Here is an 11,844-nt window from a genome sequence, read left to right on the forward strand (position 1 = left end):
CTAGGAGTTCTTCCGTACCTTTCTCTTAAATCTGCCGGGAACGGGAGTTGAACCCGTACCCCCTTGCGGAGAGGAGATTTTAAGTCTCCGGTGTCTACCATTCCACCACCCCGGCAAAAATTCACTGTACCTATTGCATAGTACCAAGGGTATCCGGTATGGTCAAGAAGCATGTTCAACCCAGAAAAGCCTATTTTAATCGATACCCACGCCCATCTTTCCATGCTGGGTGAATATAACGCCCGGTTTTTCGCCCAGCGGGGGATTCCTCCGGTGTTTCCAAACACGGAAACCCTGGTAAACGAACTTTTTGCCTCTGGTTTTGGGGGAATCATCGATATAGGTACCCAGGTGGAGGACCTGCCGGGGCGGATCGCCGCCTTTTCCCGGTTTGAGCGGGTCCGGTTCAGTGCGGGGCTCTGGCCGGATCCTGAAAACATCGCCGGCCGGTGGGAACTGGTACCCCAGCTAGAGGCCCATATCGCCGCAGCGCCGCCAGGCTTGGTGGTGGCGGTGGGTGAATGCGGTCTGGATCATCACCAGGAACTGCCACCGGGAATGGAGTTGGACAAGGCCGGAGAAGCGGAACTGCTGGAGATGCTGCTGGATCTGGCAGACAGGTTAAAACTGCCCATCATCATCCATTCCCGGGATGCGCCGGGGGAAACGGCGGCAATCCTGGCCGGACATCCGGAGGTCCGGGGGGTGATACACTGTTTTTCCTACGGAAAGGATGAAGCCCGGAGCTTTCTGGACCTGGGATATTATATTTCCTTTGCGGGAAACCTGACCTACAAAAACGCCCCTAATCTGCGGGAAGCCCTGCCCTTCGTGCCCAAAGACCGGCTGCTCCTGGAAACAGACTCGCCCTTCCTGGCTCCGGTCCCCCACCGGGGTAAACCGGCGAACCCTGGGATGGTGGTAGAAAACTATACTCTGGCAGCGGTACTGCGGGGCATCAGCCAGAGAGCCCTGGGGGAGCAGATCGCGGAAAATGCGGAAAACCTCTTTAGACTTGCCTTTCCCCCACCCACTGTTCCCTGAACAAATGCCGGTAGTAAACCTTGTAAAAAACTGCGGTTGCCCTTTGCCACATACGGCATACATAGATCATCCGATTCTGTATCTGGGGAATCCTTTCGCTTAAGCCCCGGGGAGGGGGCATGATTTTCCCCAACGGCCGCCCTGTTTCATCCAGGTGAAAAACCACCTCAATACCATTAACCCAATTTTTACACCGCATGGCATCAACATTAATTATCCACGGACCCTTTACCATTTTTTACCCCCGCTGTTTAGTACTAACTAAGTATCACCGGTAAGTAGTATCTGGTATTGTATTTTTAGAGGAAAATATGGAGTTTTATTCGACAATGAGCGGCAGCCGAGATCAATCCTGTATCTATTTCTTGTAACAGATGATTGATTTTATTTACAGTTTTTTTATCCTGCCCCTGCCAGAAAATATAATCTTCCCAGGCTTCCGGTAAAAAGAACAGGCTAATCATCGGACTGAAGGTTCGCCCCCATAGCCTCTAATTCTTCCAAGGTTTTTGTAATGGGCTTGCTTTTCCCCGAGTAATAATTGTCAATGGTCTTTTGCAGATACGCCTGATTTTCAGCAGAGTAAAATGGATCATTTACCCGCAAGTCAAAGGAACCGTTCCCGGCTCCTTTGTTCCTACTTCCCCACCAGCTCCTTCTCCTTCTCCGCCTTACCGGCGCCGCCGGTACCCTGCTCGTTGTTAGTTCCACTGTAGATGTCGAAGCGCTTGTTATGGCTCCCCGCCTTGTCCACTAAGCTGGAAAGGTCGTTGCTGCCCTTAAAGCGGAGGACGTTAACCATGAATATGTTGAGCTTGTTTACGATGTTCGGGGGCAGGAGGTTCCCGTCCACCTCCACCGAAAGAATGGGGTAGTTCCGCTCCCGAGCCCAGGGGGTAAAGAGCCCTTCGATAACCCGGCCGATAAGGCAGGCGAAGGGGCTGATGTTTACGATCCCCGAGTAGCCGTGTTCCATGGCTGCAGCGGCAGCCCCGGAGGAGACGGCGATCTCCGAATTGAGTTCCAGGTTCACAAAGTGTTTCTGGGTGTATTCCATGATCTCGTGCATATCGTGGGGAGTCTTGGGGATGAGTCCCGTGGGCTCCAGAATGGCAAGGGTCTTTTTCTCTATCGAATGTTTCCACCATTCCTCAATTTCCAGCTTCTTCAAATCCCGCCAGGGCTTGGAGAAAAGCCGGGTCCCGGGTTTCCGCAGCTTTATGAGTTTCTTTAATGCGTACTCCCGGACAAAGTCCAGATAGTGGATCCACTCGGCAATGCCCGCCACCTTTACTACGATGCCCCGCTCACTCATCAGGTCCGTAAGCTCACCTACGGCAAAGTCGTCACGGCGCACGTAGATTTCGCCTACCACTAAGACCTTGGGGCAGTCCACCACTTTACGCTTAAGGGGTATCTTCTTAACATCAGTGGCAACCTGTTCAAGTTCCTTCCAGATATCGTTGGGGCTGAATTCCACCGCGTGCATAACCTTGCGCCAGGATTTTTCAAACTCCTTCAACGCCTTCTCCGGCTCCACCGCCACTGCCTTAAGGGCGGTCTGAATGTCCTTAAGGTAATCCGCCAGGACAAAGCCCCGCCACATCTCCTTAACAAAGGCGCCGCCTAATTCGCCGTAGGAATTATCCGCAGAAAGGATGAAGATAACCACATTTTCCAGCCGCAGATCCTTGAAGAGGTTTTCGTAGTAAACATAATACTGCCCGGTCCGGCAGGGACCGGTGGTGATGGGCACAAAGAGGAGGTAGAGTTCATCTTTGCGGTACTGTTCACTGAAAAAGAACTGCAGGGCGCCCCCCAACACTAAATGACTGGGTACACATTCTTTACCCGAAGCATGGGCCCGGGCTAACTGAATAGTTTTATTGGTAGCCACCGGCAGTGATACGGCGTTGATCCCCTGATGCCGTACTGCGGCGCTCATATACTCGGTGGAGATAGCCCCCATGCTGGAAAGGAGTACCTTGACCCGCTTATTACCCACAATGGGCACCTTCTCCCCGGTCTTATCATTGTCGATGCGGAGATCGAAGTTCTTTCCCGTGGTCCTCTCCGCCACAAAGCGCCAGCCGTTACTGTAGCGCTCGCCCTCAACCGCGTCCTTTTTAGCCCGGTACCCATCAATGATGTCCAGGAAGGCTTCCACCCGGGTATCCACCCCGGCGTCCGCCGAGTGGGAATCCAGTTCCAGCACCAGGAAGGGTTTCTGTCCCATAAACCATTTAAGGTAGTGCAGGATAAAGGAATCCGGCGCACAGGAAAAGTTGGTAATATAGGTAACATAGATATTATCTTCTTTCTTTAGTAACGCTGCGGACTTCACATCCTGCTGGCCGTAGTACCAGTACATATTGGGGAAAATATCCTCGTCCTCAAAGGGCAGTATATCGAAGGGCACGATGGAAAAGCCCCGGGTGGTAAACTTTCGGGGTATGCCCATGTTGGCCTCCGCCGTAAAGGCGTTGTAGGGCCGTCCCAGAATGGCGATCACCGGCCTATTGGCCTTGCGGGCATCCGCTATCGCTTCTTTTCCAAGCTGCCGCATGGCGGCGAAATAGGCATACTGTTTTTCCAGGGCCTTATCGAAGGCCGCCTTGGTTTCCGCCGGGTCTATGCCGAGCAGATCCGTCATCACCCTAAAGAGTTCCAGGGCCTTGCCTTCCCCAAACTTAAAGCTCACCACCAGGGGGAGGAACTTCTTTTTATCCACATCGGGGAAAGCCTTTTCTATATAATAGGGCAGGCTCTGGGTGATGGGACAAAAGTTGGCGTGCACACCCTCCTCATAACTGGGCATATCACGGAAATGGGGAAGCAGTATGTAATCCGCTCCCTTGTCCAGACAGTCCTGCACCGCCCCGTGGGCAATTTCCGCGGGGAAGCAGTAGGTGGATTCCGCCCGGGCTACCCCGGCGTGGGCTACCTCGGTGGAGAGGAAGGTCTGGATACCCAGCTCGTGGAAGAACCATGAGTAAAGGGGATACAGGGTATGCACGCTGAAAGCCCGGGGAATCCCCACCACAAAGTTTCGTTTATAGTCTGCCGCAGTAACGGTACTCGGCGCCGGGGAGGCGGCGCTAAACTGTGCGGTCTTCAGGGCTTCGGACCCACCGCTTAATACTTCAGCTTTATTGGCCGCCGCTTCACTAAGCTTTAGGCGCTGTAATGCTGCGGGTGAAACCGGCGCGGCAAATTCTTCAAAGAGCAGCTTCTGGCGCTTCTCCACGTAATCAAAGACCGGCACGTCCTTAACGGCCTTACGCATATTGGTGTACTTGTTACAGCGGCCGCCGAACATATACTTCCGGCCCCCGGCGCCGCCCACGGACAGCACCTGTATGGGGCAGCGGTTGTCACAGGACTGACAGGTAAAGACCCGCTCATAGCCGATTTCCCGGGTCAAAAGGTCGTCGATGATCACGGGCTTTTCCTCAAGGAGACCGTCGGCATTTTTCCGTTTTGCCAGGAGGGCCACCCCAAAGCAGCCCATCAGCTCCGGTGAGGGGGGTACCAGGATTTCCTTGTCCAGCATCATGGCAAAGGCCAGGGGCACGGCGACATTTTTGGCCACCCCGCCCTGGAGGAAGATCTTCCCGCCTATGGTACGGTTTCCCACTACCCGGTTCAGATAGTTCGCTACTATAGAACCGATGATCCCCGCAGTAATATTCTCCTTGGTGGCCCCCTGCTGGACCGCCTTCCGTATGTCGGAGTTGATAAACGCCGAGCAGTGCTCCCCAAACTTAAGGGGGGCATCGGCGTTCAGGGCGATAGGCCCAATATCCTTGGCGCTGTGTATGGAAAGATCCCCGGAGGCGGATTCCTCCAGGAAAGAGCCGGTTCCGGCGGAACAGGCTTCGTTCATTGCATAGTCGATGGGCACCCCGTTTTTGAGGAGCACGTACTTGGCATCCTGCCCGCCGATCTCAAAGATGGTCTCCACCTCGGGGTCAAAGTAGGTGGTCCCCACGGCATGGGCAATAATTTCGTTGTACACCCCGGGGGTTTCCAGAAACACCCCCAGGATCTCCCGGGAGGAACCGGTGGTGGCCACCAGCCGGATATCGACATGCTTATCCCCCGTATCCGCGACAACCTTCTCCTGGATAATCCCCAGACATTCCTTCAGGGCCTTAACCGGGTCCCCGTGGGTCCGCCCGTAGTGGCTCGCCACGATCTCGTCGGTTTCGGCGTCCACCAGGCTGGCCTTGGTGGTGGTAGAACCGCCATCCACACCCAGGATGTACTTCCGGCCCGGCTGTACCTTGCCATCGGGCTTATCGAAGGTCTTTACCTTATTGGTCCAATCCTTCAAAGCGCCCAGGGCGCCAAAGCGTATCTCGTTGGGCTTCAGGAGCTGCTCAATACCCGGCAGGGGGCTTCCGGACTTGGGGGCCAGCACCGCCGCGCCCAGGGCTTCAAAAACCGAGGCTGTCTCGGGGATGATAAACTCAATATGGGGCGCCTTTTCCCGGATAAACCGAATAATATGCCGGTTCAGGGTGATGCCCCCGGCCAGAACCACCCGGCCGGAACGGATCTTCGCCCGTTTAAGGAAGTCGATAACCTTAACCGCCATCACATCGGAAAGGGACAGGACGATATCGTCCTTTGTCGCCTCCCGCTTGTTCAGCCGGTGGGTACAGTCACTCTTCATGAACACCGAACAGCGGGTCGACAGGGCGTAAACCTTGGCTTCATCGGACACCTTGTTAATATCCTCAAGCTTCATGTCCATCCGGGCAAGCTGCTGTTTAAGGAACTCCCCGGTACCGCTGGCGCACTTATTCCCGGAGAAGTTGTTGATGATCTTCCCCTCTTTGTTGAGGGAATACACCACCAGATCCTCTCCGCCCATGCTCACCACGGCATCGGCGGTCAAATTGAGAGCCCGCAGCGCCGATTCCACGCAAAGGGGCTCCAAAGTACCCGCGGCGTCAAACATAAACCGGCCTTCATTGCCCGTAACCAGGGTTGGAATCCCCTTGGGTACTTTGCCATCGCTCAAAAGCCGCCGCACCGCCGCGCCAAAATCACCCTCATGGGGGACCGCCGCGCTCCATACAACCCGCACATCAGCGGCGGATTGTCCATTCTCTACCAATACCATCTTCAAACTAGTGGAACCAATATTTATTCCTAATGACTGCATAATCCCTCTCTAAATGCGGCGATTGCCGCACAATTAAATCAAAACGAAACAAAGTTTCGTATTACATGGAAGTTTTGAATGTGAATATCTATTTTACCAATCCCATCAAATTGATTCAATAGAGCCCATTCCTCATTTCCCCCTGCAAAAAAACAACCAAATGCTAAAAAACTACTTGCCTTTCCTCCAAATAAGATTTATATTAATAATGATAATTATTATTGAATAGAGGGATTATGTCAATAGCTAATGCGGACAGAAAGCATAGTAAAAAAAGGGACGCGATTTTAGAGCGCATCCGGTCCACCACCTCCCATCCCGGCGCCCAGTGGGTATACGATCAGCTAAAATCGGATATCCCCGGCCTTTCTCTGGCCACGGTGTACCGGAACATCAACCTATTCCGGCGGGAAGGGTCGGTGATATCCGTAGGGGTTGTTGACGGAGAAGAACGGTTTGACGGCCGGGTGGCGCCCCATCCCCATTTTGTATGCGATTGCTGCGGCAGGGTCATAGATTACGATGCTCCGGAACTTCCGGCTGAATTTTCCAAAATTATGGAAAATTTAAAGAATTTGTCCCATACTCAAGATGGGTTCGTTATTGATTACCGCAAGACCGTATTCAGCGGCCTTTGCGCCGAGTGTGTACATAAGCAAGTGAAAACCACGGCTTAAGCCGTTGTATATATTTTTGAGAATGGAGAGTGTGTTATGAAGAAATGGGTATGTCAAGTTTGCGGGTACGTTTTTACCGGGGATAAGGCTCCTGATGTCTGTCCGCAATGTAAAGCTCCGGCGTCCAAGTTCACCGAGCAGAAAGAAGGGGCCGCCTATGCCGCGGTTCATACCGTTGGTGTCGCCAAGGGCGTTGAAGAGGATATCCTGACCGATCTTAGGGCCAACTTTAACGGCGAATGCACCGAAGTGGGCATGTACCTGGCCATGGGCCGGGTCGCCGAACGGGAAGGCTATCCCGAAATTGCGGAAGCCTTCAAACGCTATGCCTTTGAGGAAGCGGATCATGCTTCCCGGTTTGCCGAACTTCTGGGCGAAGTCATCACCGACAGCACCAAGAAAAACCTGGAACTCCGGGCGGAAGCCGAACACGGCGCCTGCGCCGGCAAGGTCGACCTGGCCAAACGCGCCAAGGAACGGAACTACGACGCCATCCACGATACGGTCCACGAAATGGCCCGTGACGAAGCCCGCCACGGCGCCGGCTTTGTGGGGCTGCTGAAACGGTATTTCAAATAAGCCATTAAGGCGAGATATCAGGGGCGCGGAACGGGAAGAGAGGCCCGTTTCGCGCCCAGTTTTTTGAAGTACCTCCTTTCTCCAGACTGCCGTTGACCCCCTGCCATATATTGGATACATTTTTGATATCTTGGATAAAATTGATCGTCGGCAAACCAGGGATATCATTGCCGCCATGCTTCGTCAGAACATTTTCTCCGGAAAACTCGCTGATGGGGAAGAGTTGGGGCAAGAGGAACTCGCGGAAAAATTGCGACTATCCCGTATGCCGGTGCGGGAAGCTTTCCAGCTTCTGGAGACCGAGGGGTTTTTTCGGCGTCTGCCCAACCGTCACATGCAGGTAGTGGGGCCCCGGGAAAAAACCATTCGGGAAACGTTCAGTCTCCTGGCGGCGGTGGAAACGGAAATTGCCCTGCTGGCCCTCCGGAACGGGGTGGATCTTTCCCCCCTGGAAAATGCCGGCGAAAGTCAGTTTCACCACACCCTTTCCCGTATAAGCGGTAACTATTATATAGAGCGTATCCATGCGGGGCTCCTGAACGGATATCCCCGGTATGTGTGGGAAAGTCTGCCCGGGCGAGATGATGCGGCAGCCTTGCAGCGGAATATGCTGGACGCCCTGAAGTCCGCCGATGAAGCAGCCGCAGTCCGGGCAATCGGAAAATACTATCGATCCCTGGCGGAGGCCCTCATCTCGCCGGTAAAGGAGACCAGTGTTGGGCAATCTGGAGCCAATTAAGCTGCTCCCCGCCAGAGAACGGGTAGCATCGGTACTACGCAAGGCCATTTTATCCCGGGAAATGACCGAGGGATCCATCATCACCCTGGAAGGGATAGCCTCCCAGCTTGAGGTGTCCAGCACCCCGGTCCGGGAGGCTTTCCAGATCCTCGTCCGGGACGGCCTTATCAAACAACGGCTTAACCGGAGCGTCGAAGTCCTGGGCATTACCCCCAGGGTGATTCGGGACCACTACGAAACCCGGGCAGTACTGGAACAGGCCGCCGCCGCCGCAGTCTGCCGGAACAGGGCGGATACCCAGGAAATAACAGACGCCTATTATGGGTCACATGAAGCCCTGGAAGCGGGGAACTCCACTAACTATTCCAATTATAACCAGGCCTTTCATGTGGCAATCTGGACCGCTGCGGGGAATGATAAAATTAAGACACTCCTCTCGGAGATGTGGAACGGCCTATCAATGGGCCATAAGGTAACGGAAGAAGAATACGCCCGGATATCCATTTCGGAACATAAAAAAATCCTCGAAGCCCTGCTGGATTGGAATGAAGCCCTTGCCCGGGAACTGATGGGCGCTCATATCATCCGGAGTATGGAAAACATTCTAACCCATTTTTCGTAAAAAAATTTGACAAATAACCAAATAGGGTGTAATAATGGATACATTATCATATATAAATGATAATAAGTCTATATGAGAGAGGTATAGAAATGAGTCCCATCACCATTACCCTGATTTTTCTGCTCTTTGCCGTCATCATGTTTATCTGGGAAAAAATTCCCCTGGCCCTGACATCCATGATCGTCGCTATCGGATTGGTACTTGCCAAGGTTCTGGACGCCAGGACAGCCTTTGCCGGTTTCGTAAATACCAATGTCATTCTTTTTGTGGCTATGTTTATCGTCGGGGGGGCTCTCTTCGAAACCGGTATGGCCAGCAAAATCGGCGGCCTGGTAACCCGGTTTGCCAAAACCGAACGGCAGCTCATCGTCGCCGTTATGGTTATCACCGGCCTTATGTCGGGCGTCCTTTCCAATACCGGTACAGCCGCGGTACTTATCCCCGTAGTAATCGGTATTGCCGCAAAATCCGGCTTTTCCCGCTCCAAGCTGCTGATGCCCCTGGTATTTGCCGCAGCCATGGGGGGTAACCTCTCCCTGATAGGCGCCCCGGGAAACCTCATCGCCCAGAGCGCTCTGGAAAAAATCGGTCTTCGCTTCGGTTTCTTTGAATATGGCCTCATCGGTCTCCCGGTCCTGGCAGTGGGTATCCTCTATTTTGCCGTCTTTGGCTATAAACTCCTTCCCGCCGCAAAAGGGGGTACCGATTCAGCTTTTAGCGAAATCGTTGATTACAGCCATGTACCGGCCTGGAAACAGAACCTTTCATTGATCATCATACTTGTAGCCGTTTTTGGCATGATTTTTGAAAGTAAGATAGGGATACCCCTGCATGTTACCGGTTCCATAGGGGCGATACTTCTGGTGCTTACCGGGGTTATTTCGGAAAAACAAGCCTATAAATCCATTGATATGCAGACCATATTCCTCTTCGGCGGAACCCTGGCCTTGGCCGCCGCCCTGGAAAGCTCCAAGGCCGGCGCCGCTATTGCCGATACGGTGATAGGCCTCTTAGGCAAGGAGGCATCCCCCTTCGCCCTCATGGTAGCGGTTTTCCTTATCGCAGTGGTACTGACCAACTTCATGTCCAATACCGCAACCACTGCCCTGCTGGTCCCTATCAGTCTTTCCATTGCCACCACCATGGGCGCCGATCCCCGGGCGGTCCTGATGGCCACCGTCATCGGCGGTTCCATGGCCTACGCAACCCCCATCGGTATGCCTGCCAACACCATGGTACTCAGTGTTGGGGGCTATAAATTCCGGGACTACCTTAAGGCCGGGCTCCCGCTCATTGTTGTAGCCGCCGTAGTGGCGCTCAGTCTACTTCCGATTTTATTTCCCTTCTTTCCAAAAGGGTAGAAACAGTATCTTACAAGGAGATTTATACATGCCAAATAAAAATGAATTCGTAACACTCATGACCGATACCATGGCCAAGTTTGTAGCCCTGGTCGGGAAAAAGCTCCCCGACGATGTGGAAGCCAAGTTAATTGAGCTGCGCAAAGGGGAGACAAGTCCCCTGGCCAAAACTATCTACGACACCATGTTCGAGAATCAGCGGCTGGCGGAGGAATTGAACCGCCCCAGCTGCCAGGACACCGGGGTTCTCCAGTTTTTCGTAAAGGCGGGAACCGGTTTCCCCCTGCTCGGAGAAATCGAGCGGATACTTACCGATGCGGTGCTCAAGGCCACCGTGGAAGCCCCGCTGCGCCACAACAGTGTTGAAACCTTTGACGAGTACAACACCGGGAAAAATGTAGGAAAGGGAACTCCAAGCGTATTCTGGGAAATAGTTCCCGACAAGGATACTGTTGAGATTGATGTTTATATGGCCGGCGGCGGCTGCACCCTGCCGGGGAAAGCCATGGTGCTCATGCCCGGCGCCGGCTACGAAGGGGTCACCCAGTTCGTCCTGGACGTGATGACCAGCTACGGCCTCAATGCCTGTCCGCCCCTGCTGGTCGGTGTTGGGGTAGCGACCTCGGTGGAAACCGCCGCCCTACTCTCCAAAAAAGCCCTGATGCGCCCCCTGGGATCACACAATTCCAATGAACGGGCGGCCAAGCTGGAAACACTCCTGGAGACGGGGATCAACAAGATCGGCCTTGGCCCCCAGGGCATGTCCGGCGCCTATTCAGTAATGGGTGTACATATTGAAAACACCGCCCGGCATCCCTCCACCATCGGAGTTGCGGTGAATATCGGCTGCTGGTCCCACCGCCGGGGGCATATCAACTTTGACAGCCGGATCAACCATACCATCACCACCCACAAGGAGGCTGTACTATAATGGCCAAAAAAATACTCACCACGCCGATCCAAGATGAAGACCTGGCAGACATCAGAATCGGCGATATCATCTACCTGAACGGACATCTGATCACCTGCCGGGACGTGGCCCACCGCCGCCTGATCGAGCACAAGATGCCCCTCCCGGTGGATCTGAGGGGGAAGGCCATTTTCCACGCCGGTCCCATCATCAAGCCCCTGGGGAATGATAAATTCCTCATGGTATCCGTAGGCCCTACTACCTCAATGCGGATGGAAAAATTCGAAAAGGAATTTGTCGCCCAGACCGGGGTCAAACTGATAGTCGGCAAGGGAGGCATGGGTTCCAATACGGAAGCAGCCTGCAAGGAGCATAAGGCCCTGCACGTGGTTTTTCCCGCAGGCTGTGCAGTGGTTGCCGCCACCCAGGTGGAGGAGATCGAACAGGCCGAATGGCGGGATCTCGGCATGCCCGAAACCCTCTGGGTCTGTCGTGTCAAGGAATTCGGCCCCCTCATCGTATCTATTGATACCTACGGCGACAATCTCTTTGAAAAGAACAAGCTGGTATTTAACCAGCGTAAGGATGAGGTGTATAAGGAAATAGCATCCCAGGTAAGCTTTATTAAATGATTTATTTCCAAACCTGGTATTTTGAAAAAGCTGCAAACAAAAGCCATTTAAAATAATGTCAGCGGGGCTCCGGTTCAGGAAAATTTTCTGTTCCGGAGCCCCGACCG

The 11,844-nt window shown here is 53.7% G+C and carries 11 protein-coding genes and 1 tRNA gene; 8 read left to right on the forward strand and 4 right to left on the reverse strand.

What is annotated here, in order from left to right; genetic code table 11:
* Positions 1-32: 32 nt before the first annotated feature.
* Positions 33-115: transfer RNA gene (locus TPRIMZ1_RS0102950), tRNA-Leu, on the reverse strand.
* Between the two features lie 56 nt (positions 116-171).
* Here TPRIMZ1_RS0102950 and TPRIMZ1_RS0102955 point away from each other — a divergent pair.
* Positions 172-1,044 (forward strand): TatD family hydrolase, encoded by an 873-nt coding sequence (locus TPRIMZ1_RS0102955; protein ID WP_010254497.1) that lies wholly within the window; start codon positions 172-174, stop codon positions 1,042-1,044.
* Here TPRIMZ1_RS0102955 and TPRIMZ1_RS0102960 read toward each other — a convergent pair.
* The 3 genes from TPRIMZ1_RS0102960 to TPRIMZ1_RS0102975 form a co-directional block, all read right to left on the reverse strand.
* Entirely contained in the window at positions 1,010-1,279 is a 270-nt protein-coding gene (locus tag TPRIMZ1_RS0102960; protein WP_010254500.1) for a hypothetical protein, read from the reverse strand. The genes TPRIMZ1_RS0102955 and TPRIMZ1_RS0102960 overlap by 35 nt on opposite strands.
* 64 nt (positions 1,280-1,343) lie before the next feature.
* Positions 1,344-1,508 carry a type II toxin-antitoxin system YoeB family toxin gene (locus tag TPRIMZ1_RS21095; protein WP_010254507.1) on the reverse strand — a complete coding sequence of 55 codons (165 nt, stop codon included), beginning with the start codon at positions 1,506-1,508 and terminating at the stop codon, positions 1,344-1,346.
* Between the two features lie 173 nt (positions 1,509-1,681).
* Positions 1,682-6,217: an acyl-CoA dehydratase activase gene (locus TPRIMZ1_RS0102975; protein WP_038077700.1), complete on the reverse strand. Its 4,536-nt coding sequence runs from the start codon at positions 6,215-6,217 to the stop codon at positions 1,682-1,684.
* Between the two features lie 236 nt (positions 6,218-6,453).
* Between TPRIMZ1_RS0102975 and TPRIMZ1_RS0102980 the strand changes: the two genes are divergently transcribed.
* The 7 genes from TPRIMZ1_RS0102980 to ttdB all read left to right on the forward strand — a co-directional run bounded on the left by TPRIMZ1_RS0102980 (position 6,454) and on the right by ttdB (position 11,737).
* Entirely contained in the window at positions 6,454-6,894 is a 441-nt protein-coding gene (locus TPRIMZ1_RS0102980; protein ID WP_010254516.1) for a Fur family transcriptional regulator, read from the forward strand.
* Positions 6,895-6,930: 36 nt separating this feature from the next.
* Positions 6,931-7,473: an NADH peroxidase gene (locus TPRIMZ1_RS0102985; protein WP_010254519.1), complete on the forward strand. Its 543-nt coding sequence runs from the start codon at positions 6,931-6,933 to the stop codon at positions 7,471-7,473.
* Positions 7,474-7,603: 130 nt separating this feature from the next.
* Positions 7,604-8,212, forward strand: coding sequence for a GntR family transcriptional regulator (locus tag TPRIMZ1_RS20390; protein WP_010254524.1), 609 nt, complete (start codon positions 7,604-7,606; stop codon positions 8,210-8,212).
* Complete coding sequence (locus tag TPRIMZ1_RS0102995) at positions 8,187-8,834, forward strand: GntR family transcriptional regulator (protein ID WP_198429889.1); 648 nt, start codon at positions 8,187-8,189, stop codon at positions 8,832-8,834. Before TPRIMZ1_RS20390 ends, TPRIMZ1_RS0102995 begins: the two co-directional genes overlap by 26 nt.
* An 89-nt stretch (positions 8,835-8,923) precedes the next feature.
* Positions 8,924-10,195 (forward strand): SLC13 family permease, encoded by a 1,272-nt coding sequence (locus tag TPRIMZ1_RS0103000; RefSeq protein ID WP_010254528.1) that lies wholly within the window; start codon positions 8,924-8,926, stop codon positions 10,193-10,195.
* A gap of 28 nt (positions 10,196-10,223) precedes the next feature.
* Positions 10,224-11,126 carry a L(+)-tartrate dehydratase subunit alpha gene (gene ttdA / locus TPRIMZ1_RS0103005; RefSeq protein WP_010254529.1) on the forward strand — a complete coding sequence of 301 codons (903 nt, stop codon included), beginning with the start codon at positions 10,224-10,226 and terminating at the stop codon, positions 11,124-11,126.
* Positions 11,126-11,737, forward strand: a complete 612-nt coding sequence (gene ttdB / locus TPRIMZ1_RS0103010; protein WP_010254530.1) for a L(+)-tartrate dehydratase subunit beta — start codon at positions 11,126-11,128, stop codon at positions 11,735-11,737. Before ttdA ends, ttdB begins: the two co-directional genes overlap by 1 nt.
* The last annotated feature ends 107 nt before the right edge of the window (positions 11,738-11,844 follow it).

Source organism: Treponema primitia ZAS-1, from assembly GCF_000297095.1.
Lineage (GTDB): Bacteria > Spirochaetota > Spirochaetia > Treponematales > Breznakiellaceae > Termitinema > Termitinema primitia_A.

Coding starts and splice junctions, on each gene's coding strand:
- TPRIMZ1_RS0102955 (WP_010254497.1), top strand. CDS start 172: ATGTTCAACCCAGAAAAGCCTATTTTAATCGATACCCACGCCCATCTT.
- TPRIMZ1_RS0102960 (WP_010254500.1), bottom strand. CDS start 1,279: ATGGTAAAGGGTCCGTGGATAATTAATGTTGATGCCATGCGGTGTAAA.
- TPRIMZ1_RS21095 (WP_010254507.1), bottom strand. CDS start 1,508: ATGATTAGCCTGTTCTTTTTACCGGAAGCCTGGGAAGATTATATTTTC.
- TPRIMZ1_RS0102975 (WP_038077700.1), bottom strand. CDS start 6,217: ATGCAGTCATTAGGAATAAATATTGGTTCCACTAGTTTGAAGATGGTA.
- TPRIMZ1_RS0102980 (WP_010254516.1), top strand. CDS start 6,454: ATGTCAATAGCTAATGCGGACAGAAAGCATAGTAAAAAAAGGGACGCG.
- TPRIMZ1_RS0102985 (WP_010254519.1), top strand. CDS start 6,931: ATGAAGAAATGGGTATGTCAAGTTTGCGGGTACGTTTTTACCGGGGAT.
- TPRIMZ1_RS0103000 (WP_010254528.1), top strand. CDS start 8,924: ATGAGTCCCATCACCATTACCCTGATTTTTCTGCTCTTTGCCGTCATC.
- ttdA (WP_010254529.1), top strand. CDS start 10,224: ATGCCAAATAAAAATGAATTCGTAACACTCATGACCGATACCATGGCC.
- ttdB (WP_010254530.1), top strand. CDS start 11,126: ATGGCCAAAAAAATACTCACCACGCCGATCCAAGATGAAGACCTGGCA.